Source organism: Hymenobacter bucti, from assembly GCF_042681145.1.
GTDB classification, from domain to species: Bacteria; Bacteroidota; Bacteroidia; order Cytophagales; family Hymenobacteraceae; genus Hymenobacter; species Hymenobacter bucti.
This window is the reverse complement of record NZ_JBHUFD010000001.1, coordinates 302,001-324,255: the sequence shown is the minus strand read 5'-3', so window position 1 is coordinate 324,255 and position 22,255 is coordinate 302,001. Positions and strand designations below refer to the sequence as shown.

20 protein-coding genes are annotated in these 22,255 nt (G+C 59.9%); 3 read left to right on the top strand and 17 right to left on the bottom strand.

Going from position 1 to position 22,255, the window contains the following annotated elements:
* Nucleotides 1-14 precede the first annotated feature (14 nt).
* A complete protein-coding gene (locus tag ACFSDX_RS01295) occupies nt 15-1,859 on the bottom strand; it encodes an ABC transporter ATP-binding protein (protein WP_382311339.1) in 1,845 nt (614 codons plus the stop codon).
* A 105-nt stretch (nt 1,860-1,964) separates the two neighbouring features.
* Here ACFSDX_RS01295 and ACFSDX_RS01290 point away from each other — a divergent pair, with 105 nt between their 5' ends.
* Together ACFSDX_RS01290 and ACFSDX_RS01285 are read left to right on the top strand one after the other, a co-directional pair.
* Nucleotides 1,965-2,906 carry a DUF5700 domain-containing putative Zn-dependent protease gene (locus ACFSDX_RS01290; protein WP_382311337.1) on the top strand — a complete coding sequence of 314 codons (942 nt, stop codon included), beginning with the start codon at nt 1,965-1,967 and terminating at the stop codon, nt 2,904-2,906.
* Entirely contained in the window at nt 2,860-3,045 is a 186-nt protein-coding gene (locus ACFSDX_RS01285; protein ID WP_382312312.1) for a DUF5700 domain-containing putative Zn-dependent protease, read from the top strand. Before ACFSDX_RS01290 ends, ACFSDX_RS01285 begins: the two co-directional genes overlap by 47 nt.
* Before the next feature lie 81 nt (nt 3,046-3,126).
* Here ACFSDX_RS01285 and truA read toward each other — a convergent pair whose 3' ends face one another.
* From truA to ACFSDX_RS01205, 16 genes are all read right to left on the bottom strand, one after another.
* A complete protein-coding gene (gene truA, locus ACFSDX_RS01280; RefSeq protein ID WP_382311335.1) occupies nt 3,127-3,909 on the bottom strand; it encodes a tRNA pseudouridine(38-40) synthase TruA in 783 nt (260 codons plus the stop codon).
* A gap of 145 nt (nt 3,910-4,054) precedes the next feature.
* Nucleotides 4,055-4,261, bottom strand: a complete 207-nt coding sequence (locus ACFSDX_RS01275; protein ID WP_382311334.1) for an antitoxin VbhA family protein — start codon at nt 4,259-4,261, stop codon at nt 4,055-4,057.
* Nucleotides 4,262-4,804: 543 nt separating this feature from the next.
* The gene (atpG, locus tag ACFSDX_RS01270) at nt 4,805-5,704 is read right to left on the bottom strand and encodes an ATP synthase F1 subunit gamma (protein WP_382311332.1); all 900 of its coding nucleotides are present in this window, start codon (nt 5,702-5,704) and stop codon (nt 4,805-4,807) included.
* Between the two features lie 108 nt (nt 5,705-5,812).
* Nucleotides 5,813-7,396, bottom strand: coding sequence for a F0F1 ATP synthase subunit alpha (atpA, locus tag ACFSDX_RS01265; RefSeq protein ID WP_382311330.1), 1,584 nt, complete (start codon nt 7,394-7,396; stop codon nt 5,813-5,815).
* Between the two features lie 7 nt (nt 7,397-7,403).
* Entirely contained in the window at nt 7,404-7,967 is a 564-nt protein-coding gene (gene atpH / locus ACFSDX_RS01260) for an ATP synthase F1 subunit delta (RefSeq protein WP_382311328.1), read from the bottom strand.
* A 91-nt stretch (nt 7,968-8,058) separates the two neighbouring features.
* The gene (locus ACFSDX_RS01255; protein ID WP_382311326.1) at nt 8,059-8,553 is read right to left on the bottom strand and encodes a F0F1 ATP synthase subunit B; all 495 of its coding nucleotides are present in this window, start codon (nt 8,551-8,553) and stop codon (nt 8,059-8,061) included.
* A 199-nt stretch (nt 8,554-8,752) separates the two neighbouring features.
* Entirely contained in the window at nt 8,753-9,010 is a 258-nt protein-coding gene (gene atpE, locus ACFSDX_RS01250) for an ATP synthase F0 subunit C (RefSeq protein WP_144846205.1), read from the bottom strand.
* A gap of 83 nt (nt 9,011-9,093) precedes the next feature.
* Nucleotides 9,094-10,176 (bottom strand): F0F1 ATP synthase subunit A, encoded by a 1,083-nt coding sequence (atpB, locus tag ACFSDX_RS01245; RefSeq protein ID WP_382311324.1) that lies wholly within the window; start codon nt 10,174-10,176, stop codon nt 9,094-9,096.
* Nucleotides 10,177-10,213: 37 nt separating this feature from the next.
* A complete protein-coding gene (locus tag ACFSDX_RS01240; RefSeq protein ID WP_382311322.1) occupies nt 10,214-10,624 on the bottom strand; it encodes a hypothetical protein in 411 nt (136 codons plus the stop codon).
* Nucleotides 10,625-10,772: 148 nt separating this feature from the next.
* Nucleotides 10,773-11,216 carry a hypothetical protein gene (locus tag ACFSDX_RS01235; RefSeq protein WP_382311321.1) on the bottom strand — a complete coding sequence of 148 codons (444 nt, stop codon included), beginning with the start codon at nt 11,214-11,216 and terminating at the stop codon, nt 10,773-10,775.
* Nucleotides 11,217-11,245: 29 nt separating this feature from the next.
* On the bottom strand, nt 11,246-12,820 hold the full coding sequence (locus ACFSDX_RS01230; protein WP_382311319.1) for a SusD/RagB family nutrient-binding outer membrane lipoprotein: 1,575 nt from the start codon (nt 12,818-12,820) through the stop codon (nt 11,246-11,248).
* Nucleotides 12,821-12,833: 13 nt separating this feature from the next.
* Nucleotides 12,834-16,025, bottom strand: coding sequence for a SusC/RagA family TonB-linked outer membrane protein (locus ACFSDX_RS01225; RefSeq protein WP_382311317.1), 3,192 nt, complete (start codon nt 16,023-16,025; stop codon nt 12,834-12,836).
* Nucleotides 16,026-16,268: 243 nt separating this feature from the next.
* Complete coding sequence (locus ACFSDX_RS01220) at nt 16,269-17,978, bottom strand: serine hydrolase domain-containing protein (protein ID WP_382311315.1); 1,710 nt, start codon at nt 17,976-17,978, stop codon at nt 16,269-16,271.
* 437 nt (nt 17,979-18,415) lie between these two features.
* Entirely contained in the window at nt 18,416-19,057 is a 642-nt protein-coding gene (locus tag ACFSDX_RS01215) for an alpha/beta hydrolase (RefSeq protein ID WP_382311313.1), read from the bottom strand.
* A gap of 160 nt (nt 19,058-19,217) precedes the next feature.
* Nucleotides 19,218-20,150: a ring-cleaving dioxygenase gene (locus tag ACFSDX_RS01210; RefSeq protein ID WP_382311311.1), complete on the bottom strand. Its 933-nt coding sequence runs from the start codon at nt 20,148-20,150 to the stop codon at nt 19,218-19,220.
* Between the two features lie 83 nt (nt 20,151-20,233).
* A complete protein-coding gene (locus ACFSDX_RS01205; RefSeq protein WP_382311309.1) occupies nt 20,234-20,947 on the bottom strand; it encodes a pirin family protein in 714 nt (237 codons plus the stop codon).
* Between the two features lie 377 nt (nt 20,948-21,324).
* Here ACFSDX_RS01205 and ACFSDX_RS01200 point away from each other — a divergent pair, with 377 nt between their 5' ends.
* Nucleotides 21,325-22,221 carry a 3-keto-disaccharide hydrolase gene (locus tag ACFSDX_RS01200; protein ID WP_382311307.1) on the top strand — a complete coding sequence of 299 codons (897 nt, stop codon included), beginning with the start codon at nt 21,325-21,327 and terminating at the stop codon, nt 22,219-22,221.
* Nucleotides 22,222-22,255: the final 34 nt, after the last annotated feature.

Sequence of the window (22,255 nt, the reverse complement as noted above, 5' to 3'; positions counted from 1 at the left end):
AATATTGAGCAGGCCTAGGCTTGGTTAGCGGCTTTGCCGTCAATTGGCTGCTGCTCATTATTAAATGCTAGTTGCTCAGTGCTGGCGTATTGCATGCGGTAAAGCTGGGCGTAGTAGCCATTCTGGCGCAGCAGTTCGTCGTGGGTGCCGGTTTCCTTGATTTCACCGCGGTCGAGCACAATAATGCGGTCGGCCTTTTGGATGGTGCTGAGGCGGTGGGCGATAACGAGCGCCGTGCGGCCTTCCATGAGTTTGTCGATGGCGCCCTGTATCATCTCCTCCGTCTCCGAATCGACCGACGAGGTGGCCTCATCGAGCACGATGACGCGGGGCTCGTACACCAGGGCCCGCACGAAGCTGATGAGCTGGCGCTGGCCTACCGAGAGCGTGGCACCGCGCTCCATCACAGGGTAATCAAGGCCGCCGGGCAGGCGCTCGATGAAACGTTGGGCGCCCACGAGCGCGGCCGCTTCCCAGATTTTCTCGTCGCTAATGGCGCGGTTGCCTAGGGTAATATTATCGCGGATAGAGCCGGCGAACAGGAATACGTCTTGCAGCACGACCCCAATCTGACGGCGCAGCTGGCTGAGGTCGTACTCGCGCAGGTCCTGACCATCGACCTTGATGGTGCCCTTTTGAATGTCGTAAAAGCGCGATAGCAGATTGATAATGCTGGTTTTGCCGGCGCCGGTGGCACCCACAAAGGCGATGGTTTGGCCGGGCTTCACGTGGAAGCTGATGTCCTTGAGCACCCACTCGGGCGCGGTGGTTTCGCCGTCCTGGCCGTTATAGGCAAACCACACATGGTCGAATTGCACTTCGCCTTGCAACTGCGGCACCGGGGCGGTGCCGGAGGTAGCCACTAGGTCCTTATTATCGAGCAATTTGAGCAGGCGCTCGGTGCTCACTAGGCCCAATTGCAAGGTATTGAAGCGGTCGGCAATCTGCCGGATGGGCCGAAAGAACAGCGAGTTGTACATGATGAAAGCGATGAGCGCGCCCTTCGAGATGGTGCCCTCAATCTGCCCCTGGGCGGCGTACCACACCAGCAGGCCCACGCCGATGGCCCCTAGCACCTCGGCCACCGGAAAGTAGATGCTGTAGTAGAGCACCGACTTGATATTGGCCTTGGTGTGCTCCTGGTTGATGGACTCGAACTTGCGAAACTCGCGGTCTTCGTTGTTGAAAATCTGCACCACGTTCATGCCCGTCAGGTGCTCCTGCACGAAGCTGTTGAGTTTGGCCACCGCGTTGCGCACCTCCTGAAAGCTGCCCTTGACCTTCTCCTTAAATACGTAGGTGCTGAAGAGTAGCGGCGGAATAACCGAGAGGCTGACTAGCGCCAGCTGCCAGTTGGTCCAGAACATGAAAATCATGAGGAACACGATTTGGAGCAGGTCGCCCACCATCGCGGCCAGGCCCTCGCTGAACACGTCGGCCAGGGTTTCCACGTCGGAGATATTACGCGTCACGAGCACCCCCAGGGGCGTGCGGTCGAAGAAGCTGAGCTTGAGGTTGAGCAGGTGCCGGTAGAGGTCGGTGCGGATATCGCGCACGATGTACTGGCCCAGCCAGCCGCCGTAGTAGGTCTGGAGGTAGCTCACCAGCGTATTCACCACCAGCAGGGCCAGCAGCCACAGGGTCGAGCGGTTGAGGCCGGCCCAGTCGTTGTTGTTGATATCCACATCGACCATGCGCTGAATGAGCGCCGGACGCACCGTGCCGAGCACTGCCGCCGCCACGGTCAGCACAATCAGGCCGATGAATACGCCGCGGTAGGGCTGCACGTAGGTGAGCAGGCGGCGCAGCACCTGCCAGTCGAATACCTGGCCGGTTTTGGTAGCAGTAGTTGGGTCCATAAGTCAGTAGTCCTAACAAAGGTCGGGCAGGGAAAGTCTACGGCGGAGCGCGCATTAGCTAAGCAGGGTGGCTATATCTTCGGCGCGCCTCCTTTAGCTGGTCATATGACTTCTTATTTTACCCGCCTGCTGCTGCTGACCTTCTTGCTGATTACCAGCCTTAGCCACGCCCAGACCATCGATATTGAATCGGCCACGCGCTACTGGCAGCTCACCGACGCCCTGCGCCGCAACGAGCCGCTGACCGACCAAGCCTGGCAATCGTTTCTGGCGCTGCCCGGCAATAAAATATACGTAGACGCCGTGTACAACGACGAGCAGCTGGCGCGCTACCGCCGGGCCATCGAAGTAGCCTACATGCCGCGCTACGACTCATTACGGCAGGCCAAAATAAAGGCCAACGTGTGGTACTACGTGCTGGCGAACGACTACAAAGAGCACGAAGCGGAGGACCGGCGCTACGTAGCGGCCATGCAACAGAACCCCGACTACCTAGGGCGCATGTACACCTACGCCTACGAGGCGCTGCCCGCCCGCAACCACACCAAGGTGGCCAACCTCAAGATTTACTACGTCATGCTGGGCAATGATGCTACCTCGCAGCAGACCGGCCTGGTCTTCAGCATGCGCAGCGTGCGCGATGGCAACGCCACGAAGCCCGGCATTTTGGAAGCCCATGAAATGCACCACCAGCTGCGCACCACCAGCACCCACTACGAACCCACCAACCCCGCCGATGACAACCTGCTGTGGGCATTTTACAGCGCCCTGAACGAGGGCACCGCCGACTTCACCGACAAGGTACCTAGGCTAGCCAACCCCGCCGACTCGGCCGAAATTCGCTCGTGGCTGCTGAGGCCCGCGCCCGCCGTCATCCAGAAAATTGACTCCACCATTCGGGTGCAGGCGGCGGGCGGGGCAGCCACGCCGCTCAAATTTTACCGTCGGCTCACCAACGGCACCAACGGCCACCTGCCAGGTTTTTACATGGCGTCCACCCATCGCGCGGGCGGGCTACCGCCAGCAGCTGCTCGACCACGCCGATGACCCGCTAGCCTTCGCTTTGCTCTACCAGAAAGCTGCTAAAAAAGACAAGTCCGCCCCGCGCTTCTCGCCCGCCTCGGAGCGCTACCTGCGGCAGCTAGCTCGCAAGTATGCCAAGCCCCGGCCACCTGCTAGGCAATAGCGATGCCCGCCTACGCACATTAACTTTGGGCTATTTTATACTCACGCAGAAAGGCTCTTGAACCTAACAGGCTATTTTATACTAATTGACAGCCTCTTCTTCTAGGCTATCCGCTGGCAAAATCCCAGGTTCGTACTCTACCTTACTTAAATACAGGCCTTTAGCTGGCGCCGCGCCGCTGGCGGCAATGCGTTGCTGCCGGTGCAGTATCTGCTGGAATTCCAGAGGCGTAAGCTTGCCCCGGCCCACATCGAGCAGCGTGCCCACTACCAGGCGCACCATACCGCGTACAAAGCGGTTGGCCCGAATGCGGAAAACCAGCCCGCCCGGTACCTCATGCCAACCCGCTTCGTGGAGGCGGCAGATGTAGTGCGTTTCGGCCCCCTTCACCTTCGAGAAAGCTGTGAAATCGAACTGCCCGACGATATAGCCGGCTGCCTCATTCATGGCCGCCACGTCGGGGTTGCCCCGGTCGAGGTACAGCACTTGGTCGCGCCGGAAAGGGTCGGGCGTCAAGCTCACAAAATATTCGTAGGTACGGGCCTCGGCTGAGAAGCGGGCGTTGGCCTGCTGGCTTACCTCGTGGATGCGAAAGACCTGCACATCTTTGGGCAAGGCCCGGTTGAGGCGGTAACGCAGCAGTTCCAGCGTCATTTCGGGCGGAAAATCGGCTTCGAAATGGGCTACCTGGTGGCTGGCGTGCACGCCGGCATCGGTACGCCCGCTGCCTAGGGTCGAGACGGGCTGGCGCAACACATTGGTCAGGGCTAGGTTGAGAGCCGCCTGCACGGTGGGCACGCCGGGCTGCACTTGCCAGCCGCAGTAGGCCGTGCCGTCGTAGGCAAAATGAATAAAGTAGCGCATTACCCCGCAAAAGTACCGCGCAGGCCGCTTCTAGCACAGCCACTTCCTCAGGCAATCTTGCGCACCAGTCGAGGAGTTTTTTTATAAGTAAAGCAAGAGCTTGAACGTGCTTAATATTATCGCTTAGCTTCCGAAAAGTCGGGTTTTACTTATGTCCCACGTACAGGCCGGCAAACGCCGACTCGCGAGATAGCTCGCCGGTTTCGTAGCGTTGCAGCTGGGCTCTTACGGCCGGGCTGGGCTGGCGACCACACAATGCCTGCACTAGCAGGGCATTTTCTACTTCCCGCCGCCGTGCGGCTAGGTTGCTAGTAGCACTAGCAACGAAGTGTTGAAAGATATTTGATTTCATAGTAAGAAGAGCGTGTTGGACAAAAGTAAGGGCTACAGGATTTACTACCAAGAGCACAGGACTTATGCCGGCGTTTTTGTGATTATATCTTCCCCAGCGGCAAAAATCACCTTAAATAATCTATCGGCTGCGACTGTGCTTTTCCTTCCTGCTAGCCTCGACCAGCCGCTTTTGTTGGTCGCCAATAAGCCTACGTAACTTCAGCACGCTGCAATACTTTTACCAGCCAGCTACGGGGTATTGGCTACCGGCACAATGCTTGGTTACTGGCACAGCAGGTAGCCCTAGTACACGCGGGCCAGTATCCTGCAAAGATGCTCGCTCCGCCTCCCCGGTCCCAGGGACGCTTCCCCCTCGGTGTGTCCAGGGCTGTCCTCTTCTGCTAGAGTTACGCCAACTTTAGTGTCCAGACTACCCGTACGAGTTCGCTACGCCCGCTAAAGAGAGGGTTAATACGCCGGAGTGGCTGGCCACAGGTAGCTACAAACAAAAAAGGCGCTGCGGCTCCTAAGCCACAGCGCCTTTTCAGCAAATTTGGGTAGCCTACCGGCTAGCCGCCAAAGCTTCAGCACCACCCACGATTTCGAGAATCTCGGTGGTGATGGCGGCCTGACGCGTACGGTTATAAGTCAGCTTCAGCGATTTCAGTAGCTCACCGGCGTTGTCGGTGGCCTTATCCATCGCCGTCATGCGGGCGCCGTGCTCCGAAGCGTTGCTTTCCAACACCGCTTTGTACAACTGAATCTTGAGGCTCTGCGGGATGAGGGTTTTGATAATCTCCTCCTTGCTCGGCTCGAAGATGTAGTCAACGCTATTGGCCGGCTCGTTGGCGCTGGGCGTGCCCGCGGGCACTTCCGTGGGCACCAGCGGCAGCAGCTGCTGGGCTTGCACTACTTGCGTAGCTACGTTCTTAAACTCGTTGTACACCATCACCACCTCATCATAGGTGCCTTCGGTGAAGCCCCGCATAGCTTCCTCCGCGGCTACGCGCACCGTGTCAAACGAGAGCTGGGTGAAGACGTGCGTGTAGTTGCCCACCAGCATGTTGCGACGGCCGTAGTAGTCGTGCGCCTTCTTGCCGATGGCCATCACCGAGATATTGCCTACTGGCAGGCTCGCGTAGCGGGCCGCAATCAATGCGTTCACGCCTTTGAAGACGTTGGCGTTAAAGGCGCCGGCCAGGCCGCGGTCGGAGGTAATGGCGATAATCAGCACCCGGCGCACTTCGCGCACCTCACCATATTCGCTCACCATGTCGTCGGTGGTCGTGCGCGTCAGGTTGGCCAGGATGCTGGTCAGGCGCTGGGCGTAGGGGCGCATCCGGATGATGTTGTCCTGGGCCCGGCGCAGCTTGGCCGCCGCCACCATTTTCATGGCTTTGGTAATCTGCTGCGTGCTCGAAACCGATTGGATGCGCGAGCGAACTTCTTTAAGGGAGGCCATTTGTGTTAGCTAGTAGCTCTTTTTAATACCATGCAAAAATTGCTGGCTGCCAGCTGCACGCTTTCCAGTAGGAAAGCTAACAGCTAACAGCCAGCAGCTAATAGCTTCTTACTTAGCGGCGTAGCTGGCAGCTACATCCTTGGCAGTTTGGCGCAGGGCACCGGTCACGGCATCATCAAGCTTACCAGCTTTCAGCGACTTCAGCACGTCGGGGTGGCGGGCGTTCAGCGTCTGGGTAAACTCCTTCTCGAACTCGCGCACGCGGTTGACGGGTACAGTGTCGAGCAGGCCGTTGGTAGCGGCGTAGATGATGGCCACCTGGTCCTCCACCTTCACGGGCGAAAACTGGGGCTGCTTCAGAATCTCCAGGTTGCGGCGGCCGCGCTCAATGGTGAGCTTGGTGGAAGCATCGAGGTCCGAGCCGAACTTGGCAAACGCCTCTAGCTCACGGAACTGCGCCTGGTCAAGCTTCAGCGTGCCCGATACCTTCTTCATCGACTTAATCTGGGCGTTGCCACCCACGCGGCTTACCGAGATACCCACGTTGATAGCGGGGCGCACACCGGCGTTGAAGAGGTTGGTCTCAAGGAAAATCTGGCCGTCCGTAATCGAGATTACGTTGGTCGGGATGTAGGCCGACACGTCGCCCGCCTGGGTTTCGATGAGCGGCAGGGCCGTCAGCGAACCGCCACCTTTCACCAGCGGCTTCAGGCTTTCGGGCAGGTCATTCATGTTCTTGGCAATCTCGTCCGAAGCGTTGATTTTAGCGGCACGCTCCAAAAGGCGGCTGTGCAGATAGAATACGTCGCCGGGGTAGGCTTCGCGTCCGGGAGGGCGACGGAGCAGCAGCGACACCTCGCGGTACGCCACGGCCTGCTTCGACAAGTCATCGTACACTACCAGCGCCGGGCGACCCGTATCGCGGAAGTATTCGCCTATGGCGGCACCCGTGAAGGGCGCATAGAACTGCATCGGGGCGGGGTCCGAAGCCGAAGCCGCTACCACCACCGTGTAGTCCATGGCACCGCCCTTGGTGAGGGCCTGCACCACCTGCGCTACCGTCGAAGCCTTCTGGCCGATGGCCACGTAGATGCAGAATACGGGCTCGCCGCGGTCAAAAAATTCGCGCTGATTCAGGATAGCATCGAGCGCTACGGTCGACTTGCCGGTCTGGCGGTCACCGATAATCAACTCGCGCTGGCCGCGGCCAATCGGAATCATGGCGTCGATAGCCTTGATACCGGTTTGCAGGGGCTCGGTTACGGGCTGGCGGAAAATTACGCCGGGGGCCTTGCGCTCGAGGGGCATCTCGTAGGTCTGGCCCACGATGGGACCGCGGCCATCGATGGGCTGCCCTAGGGTGTTCACCACGCGGCCCACAATGCCTTCACCTACCTGGATAGCGGCAATCTTTTTGGTGCGGCGCACGGTGTCGCCTTCCCGAATTTCGGCGTAGTCGCCGAGTAGCACGGCACCCACGTTATCTTCTTCCAGGTTGAGCACGAGGCCTTGCAGACCGTTCTCAAACTCGATTAGCTCGCCCGACTGGGCGTGCGACAGGCCGTAGATACGGGCCACGCCGTCGCCAACCTGCAGCACCGTGCCGACTTCTTCGAGCTCAGCGGCCGATTTAAAATTGGACAGCTGCTGCCGCAGGATGGCGGATACTTCGTCCGGGCGTACTTCTGCCATGAGAATATTAGTTTAAGCTGGGAATATAAGTCTTGTCGGCAAGCGAGGTGCGCAAGCGGCGCAGGCCTCCGCGTACCGAATCATCAATCTGCTGGTCGCCAACGCGCAGCACGAAGCCGCCAATCAGCGAAGCATCCACCTTCTCGGTGAGCGAAACCTGGGTAAGGCCCGTTTGGCGGGTCACCATTTTCTCAATTTCGACGCGGGTTTCGGGAGTCAAGGGCACGGCCGAGGTTACCTCAGCTACCTGCACGCCCATGAGCACGTTGTACTGCCGCAAAAACTCGGTCCCGATGTGCTCCAGCACCGCTTCACGGTTTTTGCTAGTCACAATCTGGAAGAAGCGCGTCAGCATCTCCGAAACCTTGCCCTGAAACACGGCATTGAGGATGCTTAGTTTCTTGTCGTGCTTCACAATCGGGTTGCGCAACAACAAGCGCAGGTCACGGCTACCGGCCATCGTATTGGCCAGCAAGTCCATGTCCTGCTTAATCGTTGCCAGGTTACCCTGCTCCTGCGCCAGGTCCAGCAAGGACTTCGCGTAGCGGGCGGCTACTTGTTGGTTGGCCATTATTTGAGGTAGCTGTTAGCTTTTAGCTGTTGGCTGCTAGCTCGTTCTTCCCATAAAGGAAGCTGCTAGCTAGCAGCCAACGGCTAACAGCTTAGTTCAATTTTACATCCTTGAGGTACTCGTCTACCAGCTGCTGCTGGGCGGCGGGGTTGGCTAGCTCGCGGCGAAGCAAGCGCTCGGCAATATCCACGCTGAGCTGGGCGGCGGTGTTGCGCACCTCGGCTAGCGCCTGGTTTTTCTCCTGCTGAATCGACTCGCGCGCTTGCTGCGTGATGCGGTTAGCTTCTTCCGTAGCGGCGGTTTTCGCTTTCTCGACGATTTGGTTGGCGATGCTCTGGCCTTCCTTCATCATCTCGTCGCGCTCGCGGCGGGCGTCGGCCATCAGCTTTTCGTTGCCGGCCTTCAGGCTCTGCATTTCCAGCTTGGCTTGCTCGGCCATGCGCAGGGCATTGTCGATGCTGTCCTCCCGGTCGCGCAGGGCAATCAGAATCGGCTTCCAAGCGAACTTGGCCAGCAGAAACAGCACCAGCAGGAAAATGACCAGCTGCCAAAAAATGAGGCCTAACTCGGGGGTTACAATTTCCATAATAAATAGAGATTAACTAGTGGGGTAAATGCAGAAAATGAGGAAAGTGCTTACCTCGAAAACTGATTTGCTTTAACAGCACTCCATTTCTCGATTTTTCACATTCGGCACATTTTCAACCGGCTACCTTCACGCAAACAGCCCGCCGCGCCCTACGCCGAAGCGACGCGCAGCGGGCTGCTTGGTGTCCTCTCTATCCTTAGAGCTTGAACGAAATCAGCAGGCAGACTACTACTGCGAACAGGGCCAGACCTTCAATAAGGGCCGCTACAATCAACATAGCCGTTTGGATTTTGCCCGAAGCTTCTGGCTGACGGCCAATGGCTTCCATAGCCTGACCACCGATGCGGCCAATGCCAAGACCAGCGCCAAGGGCTACCAGACCAGCACCAATAGCAGCACCAAATACAGCCAAACCAGTGGCATTAGCAATCTGCAGTAACAGAGAGAGCAACATAAAAAAAGAGGGAAAGTGTGGGGAAATGAAAAAACTAAAGGAGGGCAATCTCTTGACTACCCGGTGGAAAGCAACCTAGGGGATTAGTGAGCAGCAGGATTGGGGATAACGCTACCAGCGGGGCCGGTTTGCATGTCCAGCGCATGCTCCTCATCGTGGTGGTGATCTTCCACTGCGCCACCGATATACATAGCGGTGAGCAGGGTGAAGATATAGGCTTGCAAGATGGCAACTAGCAATTCAAGCACGTTGATAAACAAGCCGAAGGCCAAGGATATTGGCGCTACTGCGGGCGAGCGGAAGATGAAAATTAAGCTGATGAAGCTCAAAATTACGATGTGGCCAGCCGTGATGTTAGCAAACAGACGGATGGTGAGCGAAACGGGCTTAACCAAAAAAGCACCAATCAGCTCAACCGGAATCATTATGGGTAGCAGCAACTTCGGTACGCCTGGCGTAGCAAAAATGTGTGCCCAGTAATTTTTATTTGCGCTAAATAATGTAATTACCAGCGTCATGATAGCCAGCGTAGCCGTTACTGCAATGTTACCGGTAAGGTTGGCCGCGCCGGGCGTGAGGCCCAACAGGTTATTGAACCAGATAAAGAAGAAAACGGTGAGCAAATAGGGCATGTACCGCTCATACTTTGGGCCAATTGACTTCTTGGCTATCTCATCCCGGATAAAGACAATGATGGGCTCAAAAAACGACTGAATGCCCTTGGGCGCTCGGCCTTGGTTTTTCTTGTAACCAGCTGCTACACTAGTGAATACGACCAGCATCAGTACGGCACTACCTAGGAGGGCGACGGCGTTTTTAGTAATAGAGAGGTCGTATACCTTGGTGCCATCGGTCGAGACCAACTTTTCGTGGTGCAGCTTCAGGCCGTCGTACTCGGGACCTTCGGCACCTTCGTTTTCAGCGGCCAGCTTCTGCGATGAGAATACCGACAGGCCTTTGCCAGGGCGGTAAGCGATGATGGGCAGGTAAGACGTAAAGTGCCGGTTATCGGTCGAGAACCAGTGCCACTCGTGCGAATCGCCGATGTGGTGCAGAATCATCTCGCCGGGGTTGAACGCCGCCTCTTTTTTGCCCCCTTCGGTGGGCTCGGCCGCGAAGCCGGCAAACGTGCAAAGGCAGAAAAGTAGCGTAAGTAACCTCTTCATTTAAAACTAATTAAAACCCGATTAATTTGGTAAATTCCTATGCTTCGGGTACTTGCTTGCTTGAAAACGGGCGCAAGTTACTAAAAATAGCCCAGATTTCAAAGCCAGCTCCTAGAAAGTAGCTCACAAAGAACACCCCGAGGAAGGCCCAAGTGCCCCGGCCTTCGTGCGCGCCACCCCGGTAGAAGTACACGAGCACGATGACCAGCGACAGCATCAGCCGCAGCACGACGCCCCCAAAGTAGGCGCCGAGGAAGTTATCGGCCGAGCGCGTGACGAAGTGCGCCGTGAGCCAGTAAGTGAGCAGCGTGACCGCCAGCAAACCGCCCAGCACGTAGGGCGCCAGGGGGTGCACCACCGCCGCCCCCAGGGCCACGCGCAGCCCGTAAAGCACAGCGAAGCTGGCCAGTACTAGCGCAGCAAACTGTGTCAAAAACGAGCGCGTCATACAGGTGGGAATAGCGAGGCGAGTGCCAAACGGGGCGCAAAGGTCGGCATAACTAGCCGATAATCCGCATAAAAGCCCCGCCGACCGGAGCCAACGGGGCTTTTTAACCCATTTATTTAACAATAAAAGGCAAACCAGCCCGCTGGACTTAGTTAGCGACAGTGTACGTGATGCTGCGCCGCCGTTGCGCGCCGCTGGCAAACGTCAGCGTGACATCGAGGCGCACCGTCGTGTTCAAGGCGTAGGTGGTGGGCACGACGTAGGGAATAGCCTGGGTGGTCGTCTGGAACGTTTGGTTGAACGTGCCGCTGGCCGGGTAGCTTCCTACCTGCATCGAATCGGTGCGGGTGGCCTGAAAGACGGTGATGGTGGTCGGGTTGTCGGTCTGGTTGTAGGCGGCCGTTATCGGGATGCTCCGGCCCGTCCCGTAGCGGGCGGCAAACGTGGTGTTGAGAGTAGTGCCCAGGATGCCAATGGTGAAGAAGCCCGGCGCGCTCTGCGGCACGTAATAAGTGTCCAGCTCTTTCTCACAGCCAGTTAGCAAGCCCGCCCCCAGCAGCAGCGGCAGGATGCGCTTGTTTAATGCGTTCATATGGTAGGTAATGGTCAAATTTAGAGGACCTAGGGCATGTCAAACCACAGGGGTTTGGTTACGTACTCATCGTTGGTGGTGGCGCCGGCGTCGGTGAAGAGCTTGGCCACGGCGCCGGGGTTATAAGTAACCTCGGTGGCGCCGGGCAGCAGGCGGCGCGGGAAGCGCGTGAGGGCTGTAGTGCCAGCCGCAAGCGCCGGGTTGGCCCGCGAGGGGTAGACCAGATTGACGTAGATATCCGACCGGAAATCGAAGCGGCGCATATCCGACCAAACGTCGGGGTTGAGGAACATAGCCAGGTACTTCTGCTCCATAATCTGACGCAGCGTGGTGGCGGCCGCCGTCTGGGGCATAGCGGCCGAAGCCAGGTAGGCGTTTATCTGGGCCGTGGTGATAGCCGGAAACGTGACTGGCGGCGGTGAGTAAGTACCCCCTACCCCCACTTTCGCCATGTTGGCCCGCACGCCTTCGCGCAGGGCGGCGTAGGCTTGCGGCAGGTTGCCGGCGCGGTGGTAGGCCTCGGCCTGGATGAATTTCAGTTCGTGGTAGGTCAGGACTTCGAAGTATCCTAGGTCGCGGGCGTACCAGCTGCCGTAGAAGTCGGTGACGGCCGGAGTAGAGCCGGGCGTCACGTTGATGCCCGTGGTAGTGGCCGCGGTACCAATGCCGGGGTCGACGCCGGTGCTGGTGGTGGGCGCTAGGATGCCCCAGCGCGGGTCTACCACGCCGGGGTAGGTCGTCCCGTTCAGGTACTTCACCACGTTGGTCGAGAAGGTAGCCGTACCGAAATTCGCTCGCGTGGGGCCGAAGATGTTGGTGGTGTTGGCGAGCGGTAGCACCGCCGTCTGAAAGTTTATTTGCGCATCATCAGCACTGGAAGTGAAGCCTTTCTCGCAAAGCGCTAGCACGGCGGCGGGGTCGTAGCTCTGCTTTTTAGTGAGGTGCTGGGCCTGGCGCGCCTTAAGGGTGTAGGCCATGTGGACCCACTTGTTCACGTCGCCCTTGTACAGAATGTCGCCGCTCTCGCTGGGCGAGGTGGTGTAAAAGGGCCGAAAATTGGCCGACGCGGGCTTCTGCATTTCTACTATTCCCTCATCGCAGAGCTGGTTGATGGTGGCGTAAATCTGCTGCTGCGCGTCGTACTTGGGCGTGTAGTTGTTGGCGCCTAGGTAGGCCTCAGTGTAGGGCACGTCGCCGAGCATATCGGTGGCGTGGGCCAAGATGAGCGCCTGCATAATCTTGCCCGCGCCCACATAGTAGACCGAGCCTTCGGCCTGCGCCGCCGCTATCATGGGCGGAATATTACCACCCGACTGAAAGTACGAGTAGTTAAACGTGTTGGTGCTCTGCGCATTGGTAAAGTAGTACTGGTCGTTGCCGCCGCTGTTGGCGGTGCGGCTCACCACGTACTGCGTGATGTAGGGCGTGCGCAGGGCCGTGAACATCTGCGTCTGGATGCCATTGGAAATGATGCCCGGCAACAGGAAGTTGGGCGTCGAGACGACGGGGTTGTTGGGATTGGTATTAACGTCGAGGTATTTCTCGCACGACGTCAGCGCCGCCGTGCCACCGAGCAGCCCGAGTAAAAGAAGATATTTTTTCATCTAGGGATAAGCTTTAAAAGTTAACGCGCAGGCCCATGTCCACGCCGCGGGTGGCGGGCACGTTGCCGTAGTCGATGCCACCCGAGCCGCCGCCGCGCACGCCCGCGCCGGCCGAGGCCGTTTCGGGGTCGGCGCCAGTGTATTTGGTCAGCAGCACTAGGTTGCGGCCGGTCACGTTTAGCTCAATGCCTTTCAGGAAGGAGCTGCTGCCGCCCAGCCAGCGTGCGGGCAGCGCGTAGCTCAGGGTGAGGTAGCGCAGGCGGGCCCACGAGCCATCTTCGATGAAGGGCGTGCCCACGGTGTTGAGCACGGTGGTGTAGTAGCTCTGCGTCAGCTCGGTAGGACGGGCGTTGGGAGTATAGGTGGTATTGCCGCTGGCATCGCGGGTAGCCACTACACCGTCGAAGACCACCGTTTTGTAGCGGTCGAGGGTGCGGTTGGAAGTGCCTACTGTGGTCTGGTAGTAGTCATTGCCATTCACGACCACACCGCCCACCCGAAAATCAAACAGCGTACTCAGCGACAATCCTTTGTAGGTGAACGTATTGGTGAGCTGCGTGGTGAAGCGCGGCGCCCGGTTGCCGGCGTACACGAACGTGGGGTTGACGGTAGGAAAGCCGGTGGTGGGGTTGATAATCACCTGCCCGTTGTAGGGGCTGTTGGGGTCGTTGACGCGGGCAAAATCCGAAGCCGCGATGCCCGAGATGGGGTGGCCGGGGAAGGCGCCGCCCTCGTGCACGTTCGTTATGAAAGCATCGGACTGGTACACCACGGTCAGCGGCGCGGGCAGGCTTTCCACGTTGTTGGTATTGTGGTAGAAGTTGAGCAGCACGTCCCAGTTAAAACCCGATTTGGTGCGCACCGGCGTGCCGCTGAGGCTGATTTCTTGGCCCTCGTTGGTCACCACGCCGCCGTTGATGTACTGCAAGATGAAGCCCGTAGCCTGGCTCACGCGCGGCGCAATGAGCTGGTCAATCGTGCGCGAGCGGTAGTAGTTGACGTCCAAGCTCAGCCGATTTTTGAAGAACTGCAGCGCCATGCCCACTTCGTAGGTGCGGGTGCGCTCGGGCTTGAGGTTGGGGTTGGAGCCGTAGAAATCGTTGCGCACGCCGCCGCCTAGGTAGGTGTTGCTCGTGAGCGGCGACAGCACGCGGTAGGGCCCCGTGTCGCGGCCCACCTCGGCCACCGAGGCGCGCAGCTTGCCGTAGTTCAGAATCGGGTTCTGGTCGAGACCTAGGACTTTGGTGAACTCGTAGCCCGCCGCGGCCGAGCCGTAGAGGAAGCCCTTGCCGAAAATCTTGCCCTCGTCGGGCCGAGGCAAGGTCGATGACTGGTCGTAGCGCCCCTGCAATTCCACTATCAATTGGTCGAAAATAGTGGCCTGCAAGCGGGCAAAATTGCCAATGAGGTGGCGCTTCGAGTCGCGCTGCAAGGCGCTGCGCGTCACCGTATTATTGAGCCCGATGAAGTTCGGATTCTGGAAAATTAAGCCCAGGTAGTCCACCGCTTCGTTGCGGTTTTCCTCAATCGTGTTACCTAGGATGAGCGAGCCGCGCAGCTTCTCGCCAAAGTCGTGCGTGAGCGTGGCCAGCGAGGTGGCCGTGGTCAGGCGGTTCTGCTCCACGGTTTCGGCGATGCCACCGTTCTGGTTGCTCACCTGCGAGGTGCCCACGGCCCGCACCGACGTGTTGCGCGAGGTGTACCAGTCGGTACCGATGTTGTGGCTCAGCGTCAACCATTTCACCGGCGAAAAGCTCAGCTGCACGTTGCCCACGAAGCGGTTGGTGCGGTCGGTTTGGGGGTTCTTTTCGGCCGCCCAGTACGCGTTGTCGGCGTCGGCATCGGGGCCGCTGCCCGCGGGCAGCAGGCGGCGGCGGCTGCCGTCGGGGTTGAGGTAGTTGCGGGCGTCGTCGTTGCGCGGCCAGTTGAGCAAGCTCAGCATAAAGCCGCCCGAGCTGGTGCCCGCCGACGTCAGCAGCCCCGGCCCCTGCAAGGGCCGCGTAGCACCCGAGTTGAGGTACTGCGCCGAGCCGGTGACATTGAGCTTGGGCGAAATCTGGGCCGAACCCGAGAGGCGTACCGTAGTCTTGTCGTACTTGCTCTGGGGCGTGATGCCGGTTTGCTGCAAGTTGGAAGCCGAGGCGAAGAAGCTTACCTTCTCCGAGCCGCCCGACATATTCAGGAAGTTTTGGTAGGAATAGCCCTTCTGAAAGTAATTCCCTAGGTTGTCGTAGATAGGCTGGTCGGGCTGAAAGCGCGGCCCGAACGACACGCGGGTGGTAGCATCTGCAATGCCGTTAGAGCCCCGCGCGTACTGGTCCTGCATTTTGGGCAGCCGGTTCACCTCATCCACGGACACCTGGGTGCGGAAATTGAGCTGCGTGCGGCCGGCCTGGCCTTTTTTGGTAGTGATGACCACCGCGCCATTGGCCGCTCGCAGGCCGTAGAGCGCGGCGGCGGCCGGGCCCTTCAGCACCGTCATGGAGGCGATGTCCTCGGGGTTGAGGTCGCCTGCGCGGTTGGAGGCGCCCACCGAGCGACCTAGGAGGCCATTGAATGCCGAGCCGCCACCGGGCGCCGTGCTCTCCTGGAAGGACGAGTTGTCCATTATCATCCCGTCGATGATGAACAGCGGCTGGTTGTCGCCATCGAGCGAGGTACCGCCCCGAATCACGATGCTGGCCCCCTCCCCCGCCCCGCCGCCCGACGAGGTGATGTTGACGCCCGCCACCTTGCCCTGCAACGCATTGACAATGTTGGGCTGGCGCGAATCAATAATGTCTTTGCTGGTCACTTCCTGCACGGCCGTCACGATATCGCGCCGCTCCTGCTTGATGCCGTAGCCGAGCACCACTACCTCGTCGAGGTCGCGGGCATCGGCGACCAGCGCCACGTCGAGCGTGCTGCCATCGGCCCGGCGCTCCTGGGCCGTGTAGCCCACAAAGCTGAACACCAGCGTGGCCCCGGCCGGCACGCCCGCCAGGGCGTAGCGCCCGTTGGCGTCGGTGGCGGTGCCGTTGTTGGTGCCCTTCACCAGCACGTTCACGCCGGGCAGCGCCGTGCGGTCAGTAGCCTGCCGCACCACCCCCGTGATGGTGCCGGCTGGCGCTGGCGCCGCCGGGCTAGCCGGGGTTTGGGCCAGGCCGGGGGGCGCCACGAGCACGCCGGGCAACAAGGCAAATGGTAGCCAGTAAAATTTCTTCATTGAAACCGGAAAAAGAGGAAATAATTAAAAAAACGGCCGGCACCACACCGGCGCATTCGCACCTACCCAAAGCGTAAAACCACTTGATTAGCTAAAACTTATCCCCTTCGCATTATCCTACTTCATCTGCACTTTACGCAGCTAAATGTGCACAAAATTTCTGACAAAGCAACCGCGCGGCGCTTTTCGACCGTTTTTCGGCCGGTTGAATTCCCCTAGGACTAGGCAGTAATTTGCGCGCAACTATTGCCCCGGCAGGGCGCTCTCGATGGCCAGCTGCAGCAAGGCCGAGCGCAGGCCCAGCTCGCCGAGCTTGCCATTGCGGCGGGTGGGGTTGACGCGGTTGGTGAGCAGAATCACGAATAAATCCTGGTCAGGCTCGACCCAGAAATACGTGCCCGTGAAGCCCGTGTGGCCGTAGCTGCGCGGACTGGCGCTGCGCGCCGCGTTGAGGGCCGGGTTCTGGGGGGCGGGCTTGTCGAAACCCAGGGCGCGGCGGTTGTCGGGGCAAAATTGGCAGGCGGTATACTCGTCCAGCGTTTCGGGCCGGATGAGCTGCTGCCCGCCGTAGCGCCCTCGCCATAGAAAAAGCTGCACCAGCTTGGCCAGGTCGTTGGCGTTGCCGAAGAGACCGGCGTGGCCGCTCACGCCGCCCAGCATGGCCGCGTTTTCGTCGTGCACGGTACCGTGCACCAGCTTCTTGCGAAACACCGAGTCGTACTCAGTGGGCGCAATGCGGCTCAGCGGAAAGCGCCGCAGCGGGTTAAACCCTAGGGTAGTGGCACCTAGGGGGCCGTAGATTTCCTTTTGCAAAAACTGGTCAAACGACTGGCCCGTAGCTCGCTGCACGTAGTACGGGTAGAGCATGAAGGAAAAATCGGAGTACACGTAGCCCGGCTGGGCATTGAGCGGCGACGTAGCCACGCCCCGGTAGATGCGCCCTGGCAGCGCCCGGCTGCCCCACAGCCCCTGCCCCACCGGCAGCGGAAACTGCGCCGACGAATCGGGCCGGAAAAACTGCGGCTGCAAGCGGCCGTCGGGCTGCACGTAGCCCTGCCAAAACGGGATAAACGGCTTGAGCCGCGCTTGGTGGGCCAGCACGTCGCGCAGACGCAAGCTCTGCTTATCAGTGCCTTGCAGAAAATCAAACAGCGCGCTCATGGTATAATCGGGCCCAAATAGACCTAGGTCCTGCAACCGCATGAGAGCTGGCAGCGAGGCCATTATCTTGGTCAAAGACGCAAAATCGTAGAGCGTGTTATTGAGCACCGGCGTCGGCTGGGCGCCGGGCGCGGCCACCTGCTGCACCCCGTAGCTGCGGCTGAGCGCCACCACCCCGTGCCGCGCCACAATCACCTGCCCGCCGGGGAAAGCGCCCGCCTCCAGCGCCTGCTTCATCAAGGAATCGACCAGCTCGGGCAAGTCAGCGCGCAGACCCGCTGCCTGCGGCATGGCGTAGGCCAAGCGCAGCCCGCCGCGCATGGGTTGCGCGGGCCCCAGGCCGGCCGCCAGCGCGGGCGATAGCCGCCCGGCCGCGCCCATCCCGCCAAAAATTACCTGCACGGCCTCGTTGCAGGCTTTCATGCTGCGCTCTTTCACGAACACCACCGCCGCGGCCTGGCGCAACTCGGGCAGCGTGGTTAGTGCCGCGCTGTCAAATACCAGCACGACCAGCTTTTCGCGCAGCGCCAGCAGCTGGCGCACCACGGCCCGGTCGGGGGTGCCGCCTTCGGGCAGGGCCAACAGCAGCAGGTTGCGCTGGCGCAGTTGGGCCAGGTCAGCGGGCTTGGGTCCTACTACCGAGCTGGCGGGCGCGTAGTCGCGCACATCCTGGGCCAGGTACCAGCTAAAATCGAGCGCCTTGCGCACGGGCTGGGCGCGGGCCGTCACGGTGGTCAGCCGCAGGGTGTCGAGGCGCTGCAAGGGCAGCAGATTATTCGCATTACGCAGCACTACCACCCGAGGGGTAGTGAGCGCTGGCGGCCGAGCAGCCTGGGGCTGACTCTGGCACCTGAGGACACCTAGGCCGCTGCCACTGAGCAACAACAGCCACCAAGTAGCACAAAAAAAGGATGATGAGAAAGAGCACATAGGCGCGCAATATATTGCGCCTCAGCTTACTCCCACCGGCTGCCCAACCCAAGCTGCGTCGTAGCCCCGGCGGGGTATCTCGTCAGTAATTCGCCTGGTTAGCAGGTAGCTCAAAGCCCCGGTAGGGCGCCCCCTTCATTCGCAAAGGGTCGCCCTACCGGGGCTTTTCTACATTCTTAAAGACAGGTTTTCTACCGATGAGACGCTCCGCTGGAGCAGCGGTTTTCAGGTTAGGGCACAGGCCAGGCCAGTAGCACAACGCAAGGTTCGCGCTACCGCATGCCAGCCCCGAAGCCGCCCTAGGCGGCCGGAAAATTCTTAGCCATCCAGGCCACGGCCCCGTCGAGGTCAGCCTGCGTGAGGTTGTGGCCCGCGGGCGCATCACGGCGGGTGAGGTCGTAGCCGGCCTGCGTGAGCAGGGCGGCGTAGGCCTCGGTAGCGGCGGGGCGCACGGTGGGGTCCTGCTGGCCGGCCGCGAAATACACCGGCACCGGCCGCGGCGCCGCGAACGTGGGCACCTGCTGCACCAGCGGCTGCATGGGCCGCCACAGCACCGCGCCCGCCAGCAAATCCGGATACAGCATCAGCAAGCCACCGGCAATGTTGGCACCATTAGAATACCCCACGGCAATAAGCTGCGCCGCGTCAAAACCCTTTTTTTCGGCCACTTTGGGCAGAAAATCGGCTAGCTCGTGGGTGCGAAATATTACGTCGGCCTCGTCGAACACGCCCATGCCCAAGCGACGGAAAAAGCGGGGCATGCCGCCCTCCTGCACGTTGCCGCGCACGCTCAGCACGTTGAAGCCGGGGCCGAAGTGAGCGGCCAGCGGCAGTAGGTCGCGCTCGTCGCCGCCGGTGCCGTGCAGCAGCAGTAGCGTGCGCGCCGCGCCGGGCGCGGGCTTGTATACATAAGTAAGCGGTTGAAAAGCAGCGGGATTCATAAAGTATAGTTTGTGTAAAAATCGTCTGTTCTTGCGAGCGTAGCGAAGCAATCGCACCCGAGCGGTGCAGCTAAACAGGTGCGATTGCTTCGCTATGCTCGCAAGGACAAACGCTTCTTGCGTTAGCTCTGATAAAATTTGGTTTTAGCGTGCAACGCCATTAACCCAGCACCGGCAAGTGCGCCTCGATGGCGGCGCGCTGGCTTTCGTACTGGGGCGGCAGCATGAGGTGGGTGCCGAGCTCGGCCAGCGGCTCATCGACCATGAAGCCGGGGTTGTCGGTGGCTACTTCGAAGAGCACGCCGCCCGGCTCGCGGAAGTACATGGCGTTGAAGTACTGCCGGTCAATCTGGGGCGTCACCTGGAAGCCTTTCTTAAGCAGCAAGTCGCGGAAATACATCTGGGTGGCGTCGTCCTTCACCCGGAAGGCGACGTGGTGCACCGAGCCGGCGGCCACGTGGCCGCGGCCTTCGCCGGGGGCGGCCACCAGCTCCACGATGTTGGCGGTGCCGAGGGCATCGGTGGCGTAGCGGAAGCGGTTGACGTGCTGACCCACCAGCTTGTAGCCAAATACATCGGTGAGCACGGCGGCCGTGGCTTTCACGTCGCTGAGTGTGAGCGTAATGTGGTGAAAACCGCGGGTGGCTACTTCGGCACCGACCTCAGCCGTGGTCCAGGGTGTGCGGGGGTCGTCGGCTACCTCGGTCAGCTCCAGCTTGAGGCCGTCGGGGTCGAGGAAAGTGAGGTAGCGCTCGCCAAACTTCTCGGCGGGCTTGTTGTAGGTTACGCCCTGGGCTTCAAAGCGCTGCTGCCAAAAATCGAGGCTGCCCGCGGGCACCGCGTAGCCGATTTCGGTGGCCTGGCCGGGGCCGCGGCGGCCGGGCGTCATCTGGCCCCAGGGGAAGAACGTGAGGATGGTGCCCGCCGAGCCCACTTCGTCGCCGAAGTAGAAGTGATAGGTATCGGGCGCGTCGAAATTGACGGTGCGCTTCAGGAAACGCAGGCCCAACACCTTGGTATAGAAGTTAAAATTGCGCTGGGCGTCGCTGGCGATGGCCGTGATGTGGTGCAGGCCTAGGATGTGGTTTTCCATGATAATATAGCTTGTTAGATAAGGCTTGTCGGTCGTAAGACTCCACCCCCGGCCCTCGCCGGGGGTGGGGTAAAGCACCAGAACTAGTGATTGATGGGCGCCTCGATGAGCAAAAACCGCGTGTCGGCGGCGCAGTCGAGGTGCACGGGGCCGTGGGTGTTCCAGATACCTAGGGCGTCGCGTTGGCTCAGCACCTCGTCATTCACCCGCACGGTGCCGCTGATGACGAACACGTACAGCATCTTATTGGCAGGGGCGAAGCTGTAGTCTATGCTTTGGGCCTCGGTGTAGTACCCGAGGGACAGCTTGGCGTTCTGGTTTATCCAGCAGTGGGCGGTGCCCTCCTCGTTGCTCACGATGGTGGTGAGCTGGTTGGCGCGCTTCTCCTCCGGAAACTGGCGGCGCTGGTAGCGCGGCGTCACATTCTGGAGCTTGGGCTCAATCCAGATTTGCAGGAAATTCACCTCGTCGTCGCCCACGTTGTACTCCTCGTGGCGGATGCCCGAGCCGGCGCTCATTATCTGCACGCCCCCGGCCGGAATAACCTCCGAATACCCTAGGGAATCTTTGTGGTTCATAGTGCCGGCCAGCAGCACCGAGATGATTTCCATGTTAGCGTGAGCGTGCAGGCCAAAGCCTTTCTCGGGCGCTACGTAGTCGTCGTTGAAGACTTTGAGCAGGCCAAAGCCATTGCGCTCGGGGTTGGCGTAGGGCCCGAAGCTGAAGGTAAGGTGGCTTTTGAGCCAGCCGATGTCCTTGAGGCCGCGGTCGGCGGCGGGGAAAAAGCGCGTGTTCATGGGCGTGAGGATTTAGAAACGAGGCTAGGTGGCGAAGACTGATTCGATGCACAAATATACACCAATGTATCGACATTTAATGTACATACATTAATTAACCAGAAAAGGTTTTTGATTTTAGGCAGCGCCCTCGGTTAGCAGCTGTCGCCAAGCAACTGCTACGGCGGATTTTTACTATCGCCGCCGCGCAGTTAGTGCGTTTCTCGAGCTAAACAGGTAGCGCATGAACCGCAGCAGCTTACCTCTCGACGCTGCCGAGCTAACGCAGGATTTCAACTATAGCAACTTGGTGAATCGTGACCAGCTACCAGCTCAAAAACTACCCTAGGAGCTTATAAGAGAGTAGCTTTATAGCTCCCACTCCTTTTTCTCATTATATGAAAAACTGGCTACCTCTAGCCCTGAGCACCGCGCTGCTCATCACTACTGTTTCTTCCGCCCCCCTGCCCGGCGCCGCCCCCAGCGACTGGACGCCGCTGCTCGATAAAAATCTGAGCAAGTGGCGCATGTACGAAAGCCATCGCCATGTGCCCGGCGACAAAGGCCTGCCCCCCACCGACGCGCAGGGCAAGGCCCTCCCCCCCATCGGCTACGATAAAAACGAGGCCAACGTGTTCACGGTGGTGCAGCAGCAGGGCCAGCCGGTGCTGCGCATCAGCGGCGAAATTTATGGCTGCCTCTTCACTAAGCAGGCGTATGCCAACTACGACCTGAAGCTCAAGGTGAAATGGGGCACCAAAAAGTGGCTGCCCCGCCTCAACGAGCCCCGCGACAGCGGCATTCTCTACAACAGCCAGGGCGAGCCGGGGGTAGACTACTGGCACAGCTGGATGCTTAGCCAGGAATTCCAGGTATCAGAGGTGGATAACGCCAACGCCATGGGCGACTTCTGGTGCATCGCCAACTCGTCGGCCGACATTCGGGCCAAGCGCAGCGCCACCAAAGACACACTAAAATTCAGCCCCACGGCTGAGGTTACGCGGCTGGGCAACGGTGGCCCCGGCTTTTGCCAAGCCTCGGCGCGCTACCAGCCGGCCGCCGATGGCTGGACGGAGCTAGAGCTCATCAACGTCAATGGCCAGAGCATTCACCTCGTAAACGGCCACGTGGTAATGGCCGTAGGCAACTCGGCCTACGTCGCTAATGGCCAGCGCCAGCCGCTCACCACCGGTAAGATTCAGCTGCAAAGCGAAGCGGCTGAGGTCTTTTATAAAGACATTTTGATACGTCCGCTGGCCGCCATGCCGGCGCAGTACGCGCAGTATTTTAAGTAAGTGAGAGGTCGTAGCGCGAACTTTGTAGTTCGTG